This is a genomic window from Luteimonas dalianensis, from assembly GCF_049339425.1.
Taxonomy (GTDB): Bacteria; Pseudomonadota; Gammaproteobacteria; order Xanthomonadales; family Xanthomonadaceae; genus Luteimonas; species Luteimonas dalianensis.
The window spans coordinates 56,019-73,480 of the sequence record NZ_JBMPPO010000006.1 but is presented as its reverse complement, the minus strand read 5'-3'; the positions used below and the strand labels follow the sequence as shown (position 1 = coordinate 73,480).

Genomic DNA, 17,462 nt, shown 5'->3' with positions numbered 1-17,462 from the left:
CTCCGCCCGCCGCGCTCAGAACGCGCCGCGGTACCACTCCTTCAACTTCCTGAAGAAATTCCCCGCCGGCCCGGTTGGCAGCACCGGGCGGCGCGGGTTCTCGATCTGGCTGCCCATCAGCAGCAGGCCCACGCCGGTGGCGTGGACGGGGTTGCCGACCACCTCGCCCAGGCCGGTCACGTGCTGGGGAATCCCCACCCGCACCGGCATCTGCAGCATCTCCTCGGCCAGCTCGACCACGCCTTCCATCTTCGCGGCGCCGCCGGTGAGCACCATGCCGGCGCGCACGTGCTGCTCGAAGCCCGAGCGGCGCAGTTCGGCCTGCACCATCTCGAAGATCTCTTCGTAACGCGCCTGCACCGCCTGCGCCAGCGACTGCCGCGGCAGCCGCCGCGGCGGCCGGTCGCCCACGCTGGGCACCTGGATCGACTCCTCGCTGGTCGCCAGCTGGGCCAGCGCGCAGGCGTAGCGCACCTTGATCTGCTCCGCTTCCGGGGTCGGCGTGCGCAGCATGTGGGCGATGTCCTCGGTGACCTTGTCACCGGCGATCGGCAGGCTGGAGGTGTGGCAGATCGCGCCCTGCACGAACACCGCCAGATCCGTGGTGCCCGCGCCGATGTCCACCAGCACCACGCCCAGCTCGCGCTCGTCGCCGGTCAGCACCGCGGTGCTGGACGCCAGCGACGACAGCACCAGGTCGTCGATCTGCAGGCCACAGCGCTGCACGCACTTTGAAATGTTGGCCGCGGCCGACTGCGCGCACACCACCAGGTGCGCGTGCACCTCCAGGCGCACGCCGGTCATGCCGACCGGGTTGCGGATGCCCTCCTGCGAATCGTCCAGCACGTACTCGCGCGGGATCGCGTGCAGGATCTTCTGGTCGGCCGGGATCGCCACCGCCTTGGCCGCTTCCAGCACCCGATCCAGATCCGCCCAGGTCACCTCGCCGTCGCGGATCGGCACGATCCCGGGCGAGTTCTTGCACTGCACGTGGTTGCCTGAGATCGACGCGTAGACCGAACGGATCTCGCAGCCGGCCATCAGCTCGGCCTCCTCGATCGCGCGCTGGATCGACTGCACCGTGGACTCGATATCCACCACCACGCCGCGCTTGAGCCCGCGCGATTCGTGGCTGCCGATGCCGATCACCTCGATGGGGTTGCCCGGCGAATACTCGCCGACCAGTGCCACCACCTTGGAGGTGCCGATGTCGAGGCCGACGATCAGGGCCTTGTCGCCTTTGCGGTTCATGTCGTTTGCGGATCCGGATTGCGGGTGGGGGATGGTTCGGCTTCGCCCCAGACCAGGGCGAAGCCGTTGGTGTAGCGCAGGTCGGCGCGCTGCAGGCGTTCGGTGCGGTACTGCAGCAGCTGCGGCAGCAGGCGGGCGAAGCGCTCCAGCCGCGGCCGCGCCTGCTGGTTGCCGACCACGATGCGGGTGCCGTTGGAGAGCACCAGCGACCAGCTGCCGCGGGTGTCCAGCGCGACCTCGGCGATGTCGTAGCCGATCGGGGTGAACAGCACCCGCGACTCGTTGTAGACGGCCACCACCTCGGCGACCCGGCTGTCGGGCCCGGCCAGGCGCGGCAGCCGCTGCGGCGGCTCGATGCCGGCCGCCGGGAACAGGCGGCCCTGCTCGGACAGCAGCCGGCCATCGCCCCAGTGCGCGAACGGCCGGTGCTCGACCACGTGCACTTCCAGCACGTCGGGCCAGCGCTTGCGGACTTCGGCGCTTTCCACCCACGGCAGGGCCGCGACCGACTCCTGGGCATCGGCCAGGCGGGTGGCGAAGAAGCCCTGCTGCACGTGCGGCAGCACCGCTTCGCGCAGCGCCTGGTCGGGCACGTGCTCCAGCTCGCCGGTCACCCGCAGGGTGCTCAGCGGCCAGCGTTCGGCGCCGATCCAGCCTTCCAGCACCGCCACCACCGGCAGCGCCACCACGGCCAGGGCCAGGATCCAGACGAAGGTGCGCAGCAGCGCGCTCACAGCGTCGTCTCCAGGATCCGCCAGCACAGCCCGGCGTAGTCGATGCCCAGCTGCGCGGCCGCCTTGGGCACCAGCGAATGGCCGGTCATGCCCGGCGCGGTGTTGATCTCCATCAGCGCGAAGCGGCCGTCGGCGTGGCGCATCACGTCCACCCGGCCCCAGCCGCTGCAGCCGGCGGCGCGGAACGCCTCCAGCGCCAGCTGCCGCAGCACGGTTTCGTCGTCGCCCTCCAGGCCCGGGCACAGGTACTGCGTATCGTCGGACACGTACTTGGCGTGGTAGTCGTACCACTCGCCCGCGGGCACGATCCGGATCGACGGCAGCGCCAGGTCGCCGAGGATGCCCACCGTGTACTCGCCTCCGGCCACCAGCTGTTCGGCCAGCAGCTCGTGCGGATAATCGCGTGCGAACGCGACCGCCTCGGCCAGCCCGGCCTCGTCCACCACCCGGAACACGCCGACACTGGAGCCTTCCGCCGACGGCTTGATGAACACCGGCAGCCCGAGCTCGCGCACCGCCGCCTCCACCTCCGCGCCCGGCGGCAGGCGCACGAAGCGCGCCGTCGGCAGCCCTTCGGCCTGCCACACCTGCTTGGTGCGGATCTTGTCCATGGTCAGCGCCGAGCCGAGCACGCCCGGGCCGGTATACGGCACGCCCAGCGCCGCGAGCAGGCCCTGCAGCACGCCGTTCTCGCCGTCGCCACCGTGCAGGATGTTGAACACCCGATCCACGCGGCCGGCGCGGATGTCCTCCAGCAGCGCCGGGATGCCGTCCACCGGATGCGCGTCCACGCCGCTGGAGCGCAGCGCCTCAAGCACCCCGCGGCCCGAATCCAGCGACACCTCGCGCTCGCTCGAGGTGCCGCCCAGCAGCACCGCGACGCGGCCGAAGGCGGCCGGATCGGTCACCCGCAGCGGCGGCAGCGCCTGGCTCATGCCGGCTCCTCCGGAAAACCCTCGTCGGCCAGCCGCTGGGCGGCGTGGCCAATCGTGCCCGCGCCCATCATCAGCAGCATGTCGCCGTCCTCAAGCACGTCGGGGAGCACCCGGGCCAGCTCGTCCATGTCGTCCACCACCACCGGATCGACCCGGCCGCGGGCGCGGATCGCCCGCGCCAGCGAGCGCGCGTCGGCGCCGGCAATCGGCTCCTCGCCGGCCGGGTAGACCTCGGTCAGCACCAGCGCGTCCACTTCCGACAGCACCGCGGCGAAGTCGTCCAGCAGGTCGCGGGTACGGCTGTAGCGGTGCGGCTGGAACGCCACCACCAGGCGCCGATCCGGCCAGCCGCCGCGGGCGGCCTGGAACACCGCCGCCAGCTCGTTGGGATGGTGGCCGTAATCATCCACCAGCTGCACCTGCGCGCCGCGCGGGGTGCGCAGCACGGCCTTCATGTTGAAGCGCCGGCCGATGCCCTGGAACTGCTCCAGCGCGGCGGCGATCGCCTCCGGGCTCACGCCCAGCTGCCAGGCCACCGACGCGGCCGCCAGCGCGTTCTGCACGTTGTGGCGGCCCGGCAGCGCCAGCGTCACGTCCGTGCGCCCGCCCTCGGGCAGCATCAGGTCGAAGCGCATGCGCGGGCCGTCCTGGCGCACGTTCTCCGCACGCACGTCGGCCGCTTCGGAGAAGCCATAGGTGGTCACGTGACGCGACGCGTCGCTGGCCAGCGCCGCCACCTCCAGATCGTCGATGCACAGCACCGCCAGGCCGTAGAACGGCAGCCGGTGCAGGAACTCCGAGAACGCCTGGCGCACGCGGCCGAAGTCGTTGTCGTAGTGCTCCATGTGGTCGACGTCGATGTTGGTGATCACCGCCACCAGCGGGTTCAGGCGCAGGAAGCTGCCGTCGCTCTCGTCGGCCTCGGCCACCAGCCAGTCGCTGCCGCCCAGGCGCGCGTTGGCGCCGGCGGCCAGCAGCTGGCCGCCGATCACGAAGGTCGGATCCAGCCCGCCGCGCGCCAGCACGCTGGCCAGCAGCGAGGTGGTGGTGGTCTTGCCGTGGGTGCCGGCCACCGCGATGCCGCGGCGGAAGCGCATCAGCTCGGCCAGCATCTCCGCGCGCGGCACGATCGGGATCCGCTGCGCCTTGGCCTCCAGCAGCTCCGGGTTGTCGGCGCGGATCGCGCTGGACACCACCACGCAGTCGGTGTCGTGCACGTTGGCCGCATCGTGGCCCAGCTGCACGCTGGCGCCCAGCTCGCGCAGGCGGCGCACGGTGGCGCCTTCGGCCAGATCCGAGCCCGACACCCGGTAGCCCAGGGTGCACAGGACTTCGGCGATGCCGCTCATGCCGGCGCCGCCGATGCCGACGAAGTGCACGCGCGAGAAGGCGCGCCCGACTTCGGCGGTGGACAGCGCGCGGGTGCTCAGCAGGCGGCGGGTCATCGTACGGCTCCAATGGTGGGTTCAATGCGCTGGCGCTTGCGGCCGGAGCCGCGCGTGGCGGCGGTGGCCACGCCCGGCTGCGGAGCCGGCGGCGGCGCGCTCTCCACGTCGCCCGGCGCCGGCACCGGCGCCGCCTCGCCGCGCAGCCGCGCCACCTGGCGCTGGGCGCGGTCGAGCTCGTAGGACACCCGCAGCAGCAGCCCCACCGCCACGCAGGTCATGACCACGCTCGATCCGCCGTAGGAGATCAGCGGCAGGGTGAAGCCCTTGGTCGGCAACAGGCCCAGGTTCATGCCGATCGACACCGTGCTCTGCAGGCCGATCACCAGGGCGATTCCGAACGCGCAGTAGCCGGCGAAGTGGCGGCGCATCTCCACGCACTTCAGGCCGATCCAGAACGCCCGCCCCACCAGCAGCGCGTACAGGCCGATCACCAGGCACACGCCGATGAAGCCCAGCTCCTCGGCGGTCACCGCGAAGATGAAGTCGGTATGGGCCTCGGGCAGGTAGGACAGCTTCTGGATCGAGGCGCCCAGGCCCACGCCGCCGAACTCGCCCCGGCCCACCGCCATCAGCGCGTTGGCCAGCTGGTAGCCGCTGTTGAACGGGTCGGCGAACGGATCCATGAACGAGGTGATCCGGCGCACGCGGTACGGCTCGGCCACCGCCACCACCGACAGCAGCACCAGCACGCCCACCACCGGCCCGGCCATGCGCGGCAGGTGCACCCCGCCCAGCACCAGCATGCCGGCGGTCACGCCCAGGATCAGCGCGGTGGAGCCGAAGTCCGGCTGCAGCAGCAGCAGCGCCATCAGCGCGCCGGCCACCAGCAGCGGCTTGATCATCGCGCCCCAGGTGGCGTTGACCTCGTCGCGGAAGCGCACCAGGTAGCTGGCCAGCCAGACGATGTACATCAGCTTCACCGCCTCGACCGTCTGGAAGTTGGCCACCCCCAGGTTGATCCAGCGCTGCGCGCCGTTGACGGTATGGCCCAGGCCGGGGATGAACACCAGCAGCAGCAGCACGAAGCAGCCCAGCAGCAGCAGCTGGTTGTACTCCTCGATGTTCTTCAGGTCGGTGCGCGCCATCAGCACGCACAGCACCACGCCCACGGCCAGGAACATCAGGTGCCGGGTGAGGAAGTGGAAGGCCCCCACGCCGTGGTCTTCGCCGATGGCGATCGAGCTGGAGCCCACCATCACCACGCCAAGCGCCACCAGCGCCAGCGCCGCGCCGATGATCCACGGGTCGAAGCGCCCGTGGATGTCATCGATGCGGGTGGCCTGTCGCGTCTGCGGCGTGTCGAAGCGATCCATCAGCGCACCTTCAGCGTGGCCAGCCCGACCAGCACCAGGATCACCGAGATGATCCAGAAGCGCACGATCACGCGGGGCTCGGGCCAGCCCTTGAGTTCGAAGTGGTGGTGGATGGGCGCCATCCGGAACACGCGCCTGCCGGTGAGCTTGAACGACGCCACCTGGATCATCACCGACAGCGTTTCGATGACGAAGATGCCGCCCATGATCACCAGCACCAGCTCCTGGCGCACGATCACCGCGATCGTGCCCAGCACCGCGCCCAGCGCCAGCGCGCCGATGTCGCCCATGAACACCATCGCCGGGTAGGTGTTGAACCACAGGAAGCCCAGGCCCGCGCCGGCGATCGCCGCGCAGATGATGGTCAGCTCTCCGGCGCCGGGAATCTGCGGGATCTGCAGGTAGTCGGCGAACACCACGTGGCCCGACGCGTAGGCGAACACGCCCAGCGCGCAGGCCACCAGCACCGTGGGCATGATCGCCAGCCCGTCCAGGCCGTCGGTGAGGTTGACCGCGTTGGAGAAGCCGACGATCCAGAAGTAGGCGATGGCGACGAAGGTGATGCCCACCATCGGCAGCGCGACCGCCTTGAACAGCGGGATGTAGAAGGTGGTCGCCGCCGGCACGTCGGCGGTGTAGAACAGGAACAGGCCCGCCGCCAGGCCGAACACCGACTGCAACAGGTACTTCCAGCGCGACTTGAGCCCGTTGGGATCGCGGTGGACGATCTTGATCCAGTCGTCGTACCAGCCAATGGCGCCGAAGGCGACCATCACCGCCAGCACCACCCAGACGTACTTGTTGCGCAGGTCGCCCCACAGCAGCACCGAGGCCAGCACGGTGAACAGGATCAGCGCGCCGCCCATGGTCGGCGTGCCGGCCTTGGAGAAGTGGGTCTTGGGGCCGTCGTCGCGGATTGGCTGGCCGCCCTTGTACTGGGCCAGGCGGCGGATCACCGCCGGGCCCCACCACAGCGACAGCGCCAGCGAAGTCAGCGCAGCCAGGATGCCGCGGAAGGTGAGGTAGTTGAACAGCCCGAAGAAGCCTTCCAGCCCCTGCAGCCAGCGCGTGAGTTCAAGCAGCATGGGTGGGGTCCCCTCCGTTGTTGTCCAGCAGCGCGGAGACAATCCGCTCCATCGCGCTTGAACGCGATCCCTTCACCAGCACCCGCGCCTGCGGGTGCAGCTCCCCGCGCAGCGCGTCGGCCAGCGCGGCGTGGGAGTCGAAATGCGCGCCGCCCTCGCCAAAGGCCTCGGCCGCAGCCTTGCCCAGCGCGCCCATGGCGAACAGCCGCTCGATCCCGGCCTCCCTGGCCCGCCGGCCCACGCCGGCATGCAGCGCCGCGGCGTCATCGCCCAGCTCGCCCATCTCGCCCAGCACCAGCCAGCGCTCGCCTTCGGTCGCGGCCAGGGTGTCGATGGCCGCGGCCAGCGAGCCGGGGTTGGCGTTGTAGCTGTCGTCGATCACCAGCGCGCCCGACGCCAGCCGGTGGCGCACCAGCCGGCCGGCCACCGGCTCGGCGGCGGCCAGCCCGGCCGCGATCGCGTCCGGCGTCGCTTCGGCCATGCCCATCGCCATCGCCGCCGCCGCCAGCGCATTGGCCACGTTGTGGCGCCCGGCCAGGGCCAGCCGCACCGGCGCCTCGCCCTGCGGCGTGACCAGGGTGAAGCTGGATCCTTCCTCGTCCACCCGCACGTCGCGGGCAGTCACGTCGGCGCTGGCCTCCAGCGCGAAGCGGATCACCCGGCGCCCGTGCGAGCGGCCGGCAAAATACTGGGCGAAGGCGTCGTCGGCGTTGATCACCGCCACCCCGTCGGCCGGCAGCGCATCGTAGATCGCGCCCTTGGTGTCGGCCACGCCCAGCAGGCTGCCCATCCGCTCCAGGTGCGCCGGCGCCACGTTGTTGACCAGGGCCACGTCCGGTCGCGCCACCGCCGTGAGCCAGGCGATGTCGCCGGGCTTGCCCGCGCCCATCTCGTAGATCGCGTAGCGGGCGTCCTCGGGGGCTTGGATCACCGACAGCGGCAGGCCGATCTCGTTGTTGAAGTTGCCCGGATTGGCGTGGGTGGGGCCGAGCAGGCGCAGGATCGACAGCAGCATCTGCTTGACCCCGGTCTTGCCGTTGCTGCCGGTGATCGTCGCCACCCGCGCCACGCGGCCGTGCTGCATCGCCGCGGCGATCGCGGCCAGCGCGTGGCCGGTGTCGCGTACCACCACCTGCGGGATCCGCACCTGGGCCGGCCGCGAGACCAGCGCCGCGCGCGCCCCGGCCTCGGCCGCGGCCTGGACATGGTCGTTGCCGTCGAAGCGCTCTCCGGCCAGGGCAACGAACAGCGCCGCGCGGCCGTCACCGGCGTCGAAGCCGCGGGTATCGGTGAACAGCGTCTCGATCAGCACGTCGCCGCCGGCTTCGGCGCCGTGCAGGCGGCCGTTCGTCCACTGGGCGATGCGCGAGAGCGGCAGCGGGTTCATGCCCTGCCCTCCAGCGCCGCGCGGGCGACTTCGGCATCGTCGAACGGATGTCGCACGCCGTCGATGTCCTGGTATGGCTCGTGGCCCTTGCCGGCCACCAGCACGATGTCGCCCGGCCCGGCCTGCCCGACCGCGCGGTTGATCGCCGCGCGGCGGTCGCGCTCGACGGTCACGGCGGATCGATCCGCGAATCCTTCCAGGATATCGGCCACGATCACGTCGCCGTCCTCGCCCCGCGGGTTGTCGTCGGTGACGATCACCACATCGGCCAGGCGTCCGGCCACTTCGGCCATCTGCGCGCGCTTGCCGCGGTCGCGCTCGCCGCCGCAGCCGAACACGCACACGATCCGCCCGCGGGCGTGGCCGCGCAGGCTGGACAGCGCCTGTTCCAGCGCATCCGGCGTGTGCGCGTAGTCCACCACCACCAGCGGCCGGCCGTTGCCGCCCAGGCGGTTCATGCGACCGGCCACCGGCTGCAGCCGGGCGAGCGTAGCGGCGATGTCGGCCGGGGCCTCGCCCAGCGCGTGCAGCGCCCCGGCCACCGCCAGCATGTTGTCGACGTTGAAGCGGCCCAGCAGCGCCGCGCGCACCGGGTGCTGCTGGCCGCCGATGCACAGCCGGAAGCCGATGCCATCGGCATCCAGCAGCACGTCTTCGGCCCGCACCGCGGCGTCCGCGCGCCCCTGCCCGCTGGTGCCGATCACAGCCAGGCCCTCAGGCAGCTCCGCATGCAGCGCGCGCCCGAACCCATCGTCCAGGTTCACCACCGCCGCGCGCAGCCCCGGCGCCTGGAACAGCCGTGCCTTGGCCGCCCCGTAGGCCTCCATGTCGCCGTGGTAATCAAGATGGTCGCGGGTGAGGTTGGTGAACACGCCCACCGCGAAACGCACCGCATCCACCCGACCCTGATCCAGCGCGTGCGAGCTGACCTCCATCGCCACCGCCTGCGCGCCGTCGTCGCGCAGCCGCGCCAGCAGCGCGTGCATGCGCGACACCTGCGGAGTGGTGAAGCCGGTCGGCTGCACCTGCCCGTGCAGGCCCGCACCCAGGGTGCCCACGCTGCCCGCCTTCAGCCCGCGCAGGGTCCAGGCCTGGGCCAGCATCTGCACGGTGGAAGTCTTGCCGTTGGTGCCGGTCACGCCGACCACGGTCATCGCCGCCGACGGGCCGCCATGCAGGCGGTCGGCCATGGTGCCAATGCGCGTGCGAAGCCCGGGCACCGCGACCGCATCCGCCGGCACCGGGACGCCGTCCGGCGCCGGCGGCTCGTACACGACCGCCGCCGCGCCGGCGGCCCGCGCCTGGTCGACGAAGCGCAGCCCATGGGTGCCGAACCCGGGAATGGCCAGGAACGCCTCCCCGGCCACGATCTCCCGGCTGTCCTGCGACAGCCCGGACACCCGCAGCCCGGCCGGCACCCCGGCCACGTCCGGCAGCAGCTCCGACAGCGGCATGCCGGCGCTCATCGTGCGCCTCCGGCCGCCGCGCGGCGCCTGTCATCGCTTTCGGCCTGCGCGGCCAGCCAGGTCTCGATATCGTCCGGCGGCACGTCCATCAGCCGCAGCGCGCCTTCCATCACGCCCTGGAACATCGGCGCGGCCACCAGCCCGCCGTAGTAGCCGCGCGCCGGATCCGGGTCGTCAATGACGATGGCCATCGAAAAACGCGGGTTCTCCACCGGCACGATGCCGGCGAAGAAGGACACGTAGCGGCGCGAATAGCCGCCGCCGCTGGCCTTGCGCGAGGTGCCGGTCTTGCCGGCCACGTGGTAGCCCAGAACCCGCGCCCGCGTCGCGGTGCCGCCCGGCTCGGTCACGGTCTGCATCATCCGCAGCACGGTGTCGGCCACGCCCGCATCCAGCGCCTGGCGCGACTCGCCGTGCTGGCCCTTGACGAAGGTCGGCTGCACCAGCTTGCCGCCGTTGGCGATGGCCGCATACGCGGACGCGATCTGCAGCGGCGTGGCCGACAGCCCGTAGCCGTAGGAAATGGTCTGCTTGCTGGTTCCGCTCCACTGCGAGGGATCGGGGAACAGCCCCGACGCCTCGCCCGGGAACCCGCTGCGCGTGCTCTGGCCCAGGCCGAACGCGCGCAGCACGTCGTACAGCTGCCGATCCTCCAGCCTGGCCGCCACCTTCGCGGTGCCCACGTTGGAGCTCTTGGTGATCACGCCGGTGACGTCGAGCAGGCCGTAGTTGCGCACGTCGCTGGTGCGGTAGCGGCCGTTGGGCATCCAGCCCGGGCTGGTGTCCACCGGGGTGGCCGGCGTGACCACGCCGGCCTGCAGGGCCGCGGCCACGGTCAGCGGCTTGATCGTGGAACCGGGCTCGATCAGGTCGGTCACCGCGCGGTTGCGGCGGGCGTCGCGGTCGCTGCCCGAGACCACGTGGGGGTTGTAGGTGGGCAGGTTCACCATCGCCACCACCTCGCCGGTGGCCACGTCCAGCACCACCGCCGATCCGGCGCTGGCACCGGTGCGCACCAGGGTGTTGCGCAGCTCGCGGTGGGCCAGGTACTGGATCCGGCGGTCGATGCTCAGCACCAGGTCGCGGCCCGGCTCGGCCGCGCGCACCAGATCCACGTTCTCCACGATCCGGCCGCGGCGGTCGCGGATGACCCTGTGCGCGCCCGGGCGCCCGCGCAGCCAGTCGTCGAACGCCAGCTCGATGCCCTCCTGGCCGCGATCGTCGATATTGGTGAACCCGAGCACGTGCGACATCGCCTCGCCCTGCGGGTAAAAGCGGCGGTACTCGCGCTGGCTGAACACCCCCGGCACGCCCAGCGCCAGCACCTCTTCGGCCGCGGCCGGGTGGATCCGGCGCTGGCCCGGCAGGTACATGAATTCCTTGTCGGCGCGCTGGGCAACCCGGCGCGCCAGCTCGTCGGCATCGACCCTGATCGCACCGGCCAGCTCCACGATCCGGTCCGGGTGCTTCACCAGCTCCTGCGGGTTGGCCCACAGCGAGGCCACCGGCGTGGAAATCGCCAGCGGCTCGCCGTTGCGGTCGGTGATCATGCCGCGCGAGGTCGCGATCGGCAGCTCGCGCAGGAACCGCGCGTCGGCCTTCTGCTGGTAGAAGGCGTTGTCGATCAGCTGCAGGTCCACCGCGCGCCCCACCAGCACCACCGCGCACAGGCCCAGCCCGCCGGCCACCAGCGCCAGGCGCGCGCGCAGGTTGAACCTGGCGCGGGTGCGGCGGCGCTGCGGGCGGCTGCCGGAGGAACGCCCGATCATGGCCGCACCACCACGATTTCAGCCGCTTCCGGGAACTTCATCCCCAGCCGCTCGCGCGCGACCTGGTCGATGCGGTTGCTCTCGGCCCAGGTCGCCTGCTCCAGCTGCAGGCGGCCGAAATCGATGTTGAGCTCGTCGCGGTCGTGCTCCAGCCGGGTCAGCTCGGCGAAAAGCTGGCGGTGCTGGTGGCGCGCGTGCACCACGCCGATCGCGGTGATCACGTTGGCGGCCAGCAGCACGGCGATGACGATGCGCATGGTCATGTGCGCACCTGCGCCGGCAGCTTTTCGGCAACGCGCAGCACCGCGCTGCGCGCCCGCGGGTTGGCCGCGGTCTCGCCGGCATCGGCCTTGATCGCGCCGCCCAGCGCGCGCAGGGTCGGCACGAAGCCGGTGGCCTCGGGCAGGCGACGGTCGGCCGGCGGCGGCTTGGCGCGGCCGGCGATGAAGCGCTTGACGATGCGGTCTTCCAGCGAGTGGAAGCTGATCACCGCCAGCCGGCCCTGCGGGCGCAGCGCGTCGTGGGCGGCGGCCAGCCCGTCCTCCAGGTCTCCCAGCTCGCGGTTGACGTGGATGCGGATGGCCTGGAACGAGCGGGTGGCCGGATGGATGTCCGGCTTGCCCGGCGCGCGCCGCGGGCGCGGCACCACCGAGGCGATCAGTTCGGCCAGCTCGCCGGTACGCTGCAGCGGCGCATCGGCGCGGCGGGCGACGATGGCCCGCGCGATCCGCCGGCTCATGCGCTCCTCGCCGTAGGTCCACAGCACGTCGGCGATCGCGGCCTCGTCGGCGCGGGCCAGCCATTGGGCGGCGCTCTCACCGGAGTCCGGATCCATGCGCATGTCCAGCGGCCCGTCCTTGCCGAAGCTGAAGCCGCGCTCGGCCACGTCCAGCTGCGGCGAGGACACGCCCAGGTCGAACAGCACCCCGTCCAGCCCCGCCGCCGCGGCGTCCCAGTCCGCGAGCGCAGCGAAGCTGCCGCGGCGGATCGCCACGCGCGGATCGGCACCGAACTCGCGCTCGGCCACCACAACCGCTTCGGGGTCCTTGTCCATGAGCAGCAGCCGGCCTCCGGGTCCCAGGCGTTGCAGCACTCCGCGCGCATGGCCTCCGCGCCCGAACGTGCCATCCAGGTAGGTTCCATCCCCGCGCACCTGCAGACCCTCCATGACCTGCCCGAACATCACCGGAAGGTGGCCGGACCGGGCGTCCGCGCCACCGTCCGTCACAGTTGCAACCCTTCCAGGTCCTCACCGGCCATGTCGTCATCCCCCAGCGTCTGGCGGATCTGGTCCTGGTGCGCCTGCTCGCTCCAGAGCTCGAGCTTGTCGCCCATCCCCACCAGCACCGCCTTGCGGTCGATGCCGACCGTGTTGCGCTGGCTGGGAGGCACGGAAATGCGCGAGCTGCCGTCGGGCTCGACCACGGTGGCTGCGCCGACCAGCTTCATCTGCAGCGTGCGGTTGGTGGAGCGGGTACGGGACAGCGCGTTGACCTTGTCGCGCACGCCTTCCCAGACGTCATGCGGATACAGGTACAGGCTGCCGGCATCGAAGGGGTTGTACGTGATCACCAGACGGCTGCCGGCACGCGACACCTCCTCGCGCAGGCTGGTCGGGATCACCATCCGGCCCTTGTCGTCGATTGTGATGGCGTACTCGCCCTGGAACACGTCGGTCCTGCCCGGTATGCCCGTCTGCGGCGGGCTTCATTGCGCAGGATTTCCACGAAATTCCCGTTTGCCCCACGCAACGCCACCTTATGACCCGGATATGGGGTTGTCAACAACCGTGGAGGGGTAATTTCGCCAAGCAGGTCAATGACTTGCACAACTCTTGAGAGAATTGTTCAAGCTTTATCCACAAGCTGCTGTTTCGTCTCAAATTTTGAGACGAGGGCCGCGAAGGGGGATGTTCAGGCGCCGTGAAGGGCCAACGTTAAGGCCGCGTGAGGCGGCGCCGGAAACGCGCGGATCCGGCGGCCGGGGCGGCGGATGCCGGGCGGCAGCGAGGCCGGCCCGGGATCATGCCCGGGCGGTACCGCCCGGTTGCGCGGCCAGGCTCAGCCGCCGGCCGAGGGCACGGAGAACTCCAGAACCCTGGTGATGCTGCGATCAGGTGCGCCGGACTCGAAGCGCCACTGGCGGGCGGCGCCGGACGACGGCTGTGCCGCGCCGGTCACGGGCGCGGCGGCTGTCCCGCTTTCACCGGCGCAGCCGGCCAGCCCGAACAGCAGGCCAACCAGCAGCGCCGACAGTGGCTGTTTCCACGGTCGCATCGCAAATCCCCCTGTAGCCCGCCAACGGGCCCGGGGCGCACCTCAGGCGTTGAGCGTGACCGGAGCTGGTCATCCAGACGACAACATCGCGCCGCAACATGCGGCAACGGGGTGGAAACAGGGAAAAGAGGCGGAGCCGGCCTGTAAGCCGGGTTCTGTCGTGGGCAACCATTCCTCTGGGCGCATCGTCACCGATACGCTCAAGCAACCTACCCGGACCTGACGCGGGCAACGTCGTGGGGTCCCTATTCGGTCTTGCTCCCGGTGGGGTTTGCCGTGCCGGCCTGTTGCCAGGCTCGCGGTGCGCTCTTACCGCACCATTTCACCCTTGCCACGCATCCCGAAGAACCGTTCGGCGGTATCTTTCTGTTGCACTTTCCGTCGGCTCGCGCCGCCCAGGCGTTACCTGGCACCGTGCCCTGTGGAGCCCGGACTTTCCTCGGCATCCCGAAGGATGACGCGATTGCCCGGCCGGCTCCGCCAGCGCGCATTATCCCACGCGCGGCGGGCAAAGACGCGGACGGCGCTGAACGGTTCCCCAGCTCAGGCGTCGTCCTCCCGCAGCGAAATCCGGGTGATCCGCTCGATCACGCCGGCCATCGCGGCGGCGGCTTCGTCGAACAGCTCGCCTTCGGCCGTGGCCATGACGGCCTCAAGCACGTCCGCCAGCGCTTCCAGCGGCTTTTGCGCGTCCACCAGCAGGTGGCGTGGATCCTCGCCGGCGCGCTCCAGCCGCTGCGCCAGGGCAAGGTGCGCTGCGGCGATCTCCGCCTCCTGCTGCGCCAGGAACTCGCGCAGCATCGCGACCGACTCGATCCGCACCGGCCCGGGCTGCCGGGAACGGCGCTCGCGGTGATACGCCCGGCGCCGCCACCGGCGCAGCAGCGCGGCGTGCCGCAGCTCCTCCACGCCGAGCTTCTCGGCTTCCGCCCTGACCTGCTCGTCTCCGGCGCGGGCGGCCAGGTAGGAGTAGAAGGCGAACGCGCGCTCCTCGTTCTCCACCGCCACCGCGAAGGCGCGGTAAGGCGTGAGCAACGCGCTGCCGGCCACGTCGTCCCAGGAGCTGGAGAGGTCGGCCGGCAGCCGCCACTCGAACTCCTCGGCCGCCGGCACCGGGTCTCCCAGCGCCGCGGCCCAGCGATCCACGGCGACGACGTGGCTCAGCTCCTCGTCCCGCATCGCGCGGAACGCCTCGGCAACGGCCGGCTCGCCGCGATCATCCATGAGCTTTGCGAGCTGTTCGTAGCGGCGCACCGCTTCGTCCTCGATGGCCCGGGCGATCTGCACGAGCGTGGCCATGTCGACCACGTCCAGGCCCGGGTCTTCGCCCAGCAGGGAGCGGCTGCGCGCTGACTGTCCACGCCTGGGGCTGTGCGCATCACGACGGTTCTGATCCACTGAAGGCGGCCCCTGCAAACTTCCGCCGGTAAGGGTTCGACGCATAACGGACGCCTCGCATATACTTGCTGCCAATGGCCGCCCAGGGGGCTGGGCGCCACGGATCCACCCCGGTTATCCTAGCAACGCGAGGGTAGACTTGAGCAATTTTGCTGGCACGGCGTGGCGCGTGGTTCTCGCCACCATGCTACTTGGCCTGATGTCCTGGCAGATGGCCGGCGCCCAGCCTTCGGCGACTTTCGACACCTTCGTGAACCAGGTCACGCCAGCCGACCTGGTGCCGGGAGCGGATCGCTTCGGGCCCACCGGGCAGACGCCGCCGGTCGCCCAGGTGTTCCGCGGCGACCAACTGGCCGGGTATGCCTACCTCAATACCCAGTACGTCAACGCGGACGGGTATTCCAGCAAGCCGATCCACATCCTGGTCGGGCTCGACACCGCCGGAACCATCACCGGCATCAGGATGGTCGAGCACAGCGAGCCGATCGTGCTGATCGGCATTCCCGAACAGCGCGTCATCGATTACCTGGCTCCCTTCGTCGGCTACAACCCGCTGCAGGCGGCCGCCAGCGGAGAAGGGCCGCCGCAGGCGGACCTGGTCAGCGGCGCCACCGTGACCGTGCTGGTGATGGGCGAAAGCGTGACCCGCTCGGCGGCCAGGGTCGCCCGGCTGCTTGGCCTGGACGGCAGCCAGCCGGCTGCGGGCGCGGGCGGCGGCGTGGCCGCGGACGCGGCCATGCAGAAGCGCGTCATCAACCCGGACGCCGGCGCGATCACCGGCTGGCAGGAACTGCTCGACCAGGGCGCGGTCTCGCACCTGCACCTGACCGTGGGCGAGGTCAACGACCGGTTCGCCGAAGCCGGCGACCCGGAGGCCGTGCGGCGCCCGCAGTCGGGCGCGCCGGACGATCCGTTCATCGATCTTTACGTGGCCCTGGCGTCCCAGCCGGCGATCGGGCGCAGCCTGCTCGGTGAGGCCGAGTACGCCAGCATGCTGGACATGCTCGAACCCGGCCAGCAGGCCATCGTGGTCGGCGGATCGGGCATCTATTCGTTCAAGGGCTCCGGCTACGTGCGCGGCGGCATCTTCGACCGCATCGAGCTGATCCAGGGCGCCGAGACGATCCGCTTCCGCGACCACTCCCACCGGCGCGTGGGGACGCTCGCCGCCGAGGGCGCGCCTTCGCTGAAGGAAATCGGGATCTTCGCCATCCCCGAAGACAGCGAGTTCGATCCGGCGCAGCCCTGGCGCCTGCAGCTGCTGGTGCAGCGGGCGACCGGTGCGCTGACCAAGGCCTTCGTGTCGTTCGACCTGCCCTATGCGATCCCGGCGCAGTACACCTCGGGCGGCGCCGCACCGGCGACGCAGGCCGCCCCGCTGGCCACCGCCGGTACCGGTGCCCACGCGTTCCTGGAGGACGACACCGATCCGCTGTGGAAGCGGATGTGGCAGAGCAAGACCGTCTCCATCGCCGTGCTCGGCGTGATGCTCATCGCGCTGACCCTGATCTTCTTCTTCCAGGACGTGCTGGTAAAGCGCGAGAAGCTCTTCGACCGCATCCGCCTGGCCTACCTGGTCGTCACCCTGTTCTGGCTGGGCTGGGTGGCCCAGGCCCAGCTGTCGGTGGTCAACGTGCTCACGTTCGCGAGCTCGTTGCGGGAGGGCTTCAACTGGTCGTCGTTCCTGGTCGACCCGCTGATCTTCATCCTGTGGTGCTCGGTGGCCGTGGCGCTGATCTTCTGGGGCCGCGGCGCGTTCTGCGGCTGGCTGTGCCCGTTCGGTGCGCTGCAGGAGCTGACCAACCGGGTCGCCAAGGCGCTGAAGGTACCGCAGCTGAAGATTCCGTGGGGCGTGCACGAGCGCCTGTGGCCGATCAAGTACATCATTTTCCTGGCCCTGTTCGCCGTCTCACTGGGCTCGCTCGCCTTCGCCGAGCAGCTGGCCGAGGTCGAGCCCTTCAAGACCGCCATCATCCTGCGCTTCATGCGCGAGTGGTGGTTCGTGCTGTTTGCGGTGGCCCTGATCGTGGCCGGCCTGTTCGTCGAACGCTTCTTCTGCCGCTACCTGTGCCCGCTCGGGGCCGCGCTTGCGATCCCGGGGCGCCTGCGGATGTTCGACTGGCTCAAGCGCTACCGCGAGTGCGGCAACCCGTGCATGCGCTGCTACAAGGAATGCCCGGTGGAGGCGATCCACCCCGAGGGCCACATCAACCCGAACGAGTGCATCTCGTGCCTGCATTGCCAGGTGCTGTACCACCACGACAAGAAGTGCCCGGTCAAGATCCAGCAGCGGCTCAAGCGTGAGCGGCGCGCGGCGGCCGGAAAGCAGATCCCGCTGGCGGTGTCCACCGCCAGCGGCCCCCCGGCCGCAGCCGATGCCAGCCAGTAACCCCAGCTGCA

14 protein-coding genes, 1 other RNA gene and 1 pseudogene are annotated in these 17,462 nt (G+C 70.9%); 1 reads left to right on the top strand and 15 read right to left on the bottom strand.

Annotation, left to right across the window (positions count from 1 at the left end; genetic code table 11):
- Positions 1-15 precede the first annotated feature (15 nt).
- The 15 genes and pseudogenes from ftsA to ACOZ90_RS09895 all read right to left on the bottom strand — a co-directional run bounded on the left by ftsA (position 16) and on the right by ACOZ90_RS09895 (position 15,062).
- Positions 16-1,251 carry a cell division protein FtsA gene (ftsA, locus tag ACOZ90_RS09965; protein WP_422893502.1) on the bottom strand — a complete coding sequence of 412 codons (1,236 nt, stop codon included), beginning with the start codon at positions 1,249-1,251 and terminating at the stop codon, positions 16-18.
- Positions 1,248-1,985, bottom strand: a complete 738-nt coding sequence (locus ACOZ90_RS09960) for a cell division protein FtsQ/DivIB (RefSeq protein WP_422893501.1) — start codon at positions 1,983-1,985, stop codon at positions 1,248-1,250. The genes ftsA and ACOZ90_RS09960 overlap by 4 nt, the downstream gene beginning before the upstream one ends.
- Positions 1,982-2,920, bottom strand: coding sequence for a D-alanine--D-alanine ligase (locus ACOZ90_RS09955; RefSeq protein WP_422893500.1), 939 nt, complete (start codon positions 2,918-2,920; stop codon positions 1,982-1,984). The genes ACOZ90_RS09960 and ACOZ90_RS09955 overlap by 4 nt, the downstream gene beginning before the upstream one ends.
- Positions 2,917-4,365 carry a UDP-N-acetylmuramate--L-alanine ligase gene (murC, locus tag ACOZ90_RS09950; RefSeq protein ID WP_422893499.1) on the bottom strand — a complete coding sequence of 483 codons (1,449 nt, stop codon included), beginning with the start codon at positions 4,363-4,365 and terminating at the stop codon, positions 2,917-2,919. Before murC ends, ACOZ90_RS09955 begins: the two co-directional genes overlap by 4 nt.
- Positions 4,362-5,681 carry a putative lipid II flippase FtsW gene (gene ftsW, locus ACOZ90_RS09945; protein ID WP_422893498.1) on the bottom strand — a complete coding sequence of 440 codons (1,320 nt, stop codon included), beginning with the start codon at positions 5,679-5,681 and terminating at the stop codon, positions 4,362-4,364. The genes murC and ftsW overlap by 4 nt, the downstream gene beginning before the upstream one ends.
- A complete protein-coding gene (gene mraY, locus ACOZ90_RS09940; RefSeq protein ID WP_422893497.1) occupies positions 5,681-6,766 on the bottom strand; it encodes a phospho-N-acetylmuramoyl-pentapeptide-transferase in 1,086 nt (361 codons plus the stop codon). The genes ftsW and mraY overlap by 1 nt, the downstream gene beginning before the upstream one ends.
- Positions 6,756-8,153: a UDP-N-acetylmuramoyl-tripeptide--D-alanyl-D-alanine ligase gene (locus tag ACOZ90_RS09935; protein WP_422893496.1), complete on the bottom strand. Its 1,398-nt coding sequence runs from the start codon at positions 8,151-8,153 to the stop codon at positions 6,756-6,758. Before ACOZ90_RS09935 ends, mraY begins: the two co-directional genes overlap by 11 nt.
- Positions 8,150-9,619 (bottom strand): UDP-N-acetylmuramoyl-L-alanyl-D-glutamate--2,6-diaminopimelate ligase, encoded by a 1,470-nt coding sequence (locus ACOZ90_RS09930; RefSeq protein ID WP_422893495.1) that lies wholly within the window; start codon positions 9,617-9,619, stop codon positions 8,150-8,152. Before ACOZ90_RS09930 ends, ACOZ90_RS09935 begins: the two co-directional genes overlap by 4 nt.
- Positions 9,620-9,660: 41 nt before the next feature.
- Positions 9,661-11,388: pseudogene (locus ACOZ90_RS09925) on the bottom strand (peptidoglycan D,D-transpeptidase FtsI family protein); the annotation flags it as partial.
- Positions 11,385-11,645, bottom strand: coding sequence for a cell division protein FtsL (gene ftsL, locus ACOZ90_RS09920; protein WP_422893669.1), 261 nt, complete (start codon positions 11,643-11,645; stop codon positions 11,385-11,387). The gene ftsL and the pseudogene ACOZ90_RS09925, both read right to left, overlap by 4 nt.
- Before the next feature lie 2 nt (positions 11,646-11,647).
- Positions 11,648-12,616: a 16S rRNA (cytosine(1402)-N(4))-methyltransferase RsmH gene (gene rsmH, locus ACOZ90_RS09915; RefSeq protein WP_422893493.1), complete on the bottom strand. Its 969-nt coding sequence runs from the start codon at positions 12,614-12,616 to the stop codon at positions 11,648-11,650.
- Positions 12,613-13,059: a division/cell wall cluster transcriptional repressor MraZ gene (gene mraZ, locus ACOZ90_RS09910; RefSeq protein WP_422893492.1), complete on the bottom strand. Its 447-nt coding sequence runs from the start codon at positions 13,057-13,059 to the stop codon at positions 12,613-12,615. Before mraZ ends, rsmH begins: the two co-directional genes overlap by 4 nt.
- A gap of 389 nt (positions 13,060-13,448) precedes the next feature.
- Positions 13,449-13,664, bottom strand: a complete 216-nt coding sequence (locus ACOZ90_RS09905) for a hypothetical protein (RefSeq protein WP_422893491.1) — start codon at positions 13,662-13,664, stop codon at positions 13,449-13,451.
- 128 nt (positions 13,665-13,792) lie between these two features.
- Positions 13,793-14,143: RNase P RNA component class A (gene rnpB / locus ACOZ90_RS09900), an RNA gene on the bottom strand.
- Between the two features lie 64 nt (positions 14,144-14,207).
- Entirely contained in the window at positions 14,208-15,062 is an 855-nt protein-coding gene (locus ACOZ90_RS09895; protein ID WP_422893490.1) for a ferritin-like domain-containing protein, read from the bottom strand.
- Between the two features lie 199 nt (positions 15,063-15,261).
- Between ACOZ90_RS09895 and ACOZ90_RS09890 the strand changes: the two genes are divergently transcribed.
- Positions 15,262-17,451, top strand: coding sequence for a 4Fe-4S binding protein (locus ACOZ90_RS09890; protein ID WP_422893489.1), 2,190 nt, complete (start codon positions 15,262-15,264; stop codon positions 17,449-17,451).
- The last annotated feature ends 11 nt before the right edge of the window (positions 17,452-17,462 follow it).

Coding starts and splice junctions, on each gene's coding strand:
- ftsA (WP_422893502.1), bottom strand. CDS start 1,251: ATGAACCGCAAAGGCGACAAGGCCCTGATCGTCGGCCTCGACATCGGC.
- ACOZ90_RS09955 (WP_422893500.1), bottom strand. CDS start 2,920: ATGAGCCAGGCGCTGCCGCCGCTGCGGGTGACCGATCCGGCCGCCTTC.
- murC (WP_422893499.1), bottom strand. CDS start 4,365: ATGACCCGCCGCCTGCTGAGCACCCGCGCGCTGTCCACCGCCGAAGTC.
- ftsW (WP_422893498.1), bottom strand. CDS start 5,681: ATGGATCGCTTCGACACGCCGCAGACGCGACAGGCCACCCGCATCGAT.
- mraY (WP_422893497.1), bottom strand. CDS start 6,766: ATGCTGCTTGAACTCACGCGCTGGCTGCAGGGGCTGGAAGGCTTCTTC.
- ACOZ90_RS09935 (WP_422893496.1), bottom strand. CDS start 8,153: ATGAACCCGCTGCCGCTCTCGCGCATCGCCCAGTGGACGAACGGCCGC.
- ACOZ90_RS09930 (WP_422893495.1), bottom strand. CDS start 9,619: ATGAGCGCCGGCATGCCGCTGTCGGAGCTGCTGCCGGACGTGGCCGGG.
- ftsL (WP_422893669.1), bottom strand. CDS start 11,645: ATGCGCATCGTCATCGCCGTGCTGCTGGCCGCCAACGTGATCACCGCG.
- ACOZ90_RS09905 (WP_422893491.1), bottom strand. CDS start 13,664: ATGCGACCGTGGAAACAGCCACTGTCGGCGCTGCTGGTTGGCCTGCTG.
- ACOZ90_RS09890 (WP_422893489.1), top strand. CDS start 15,262: ATGTCCTGGCAGATGGCCGGCGCCCAGCCTTCGGCGACTTTCGACACC.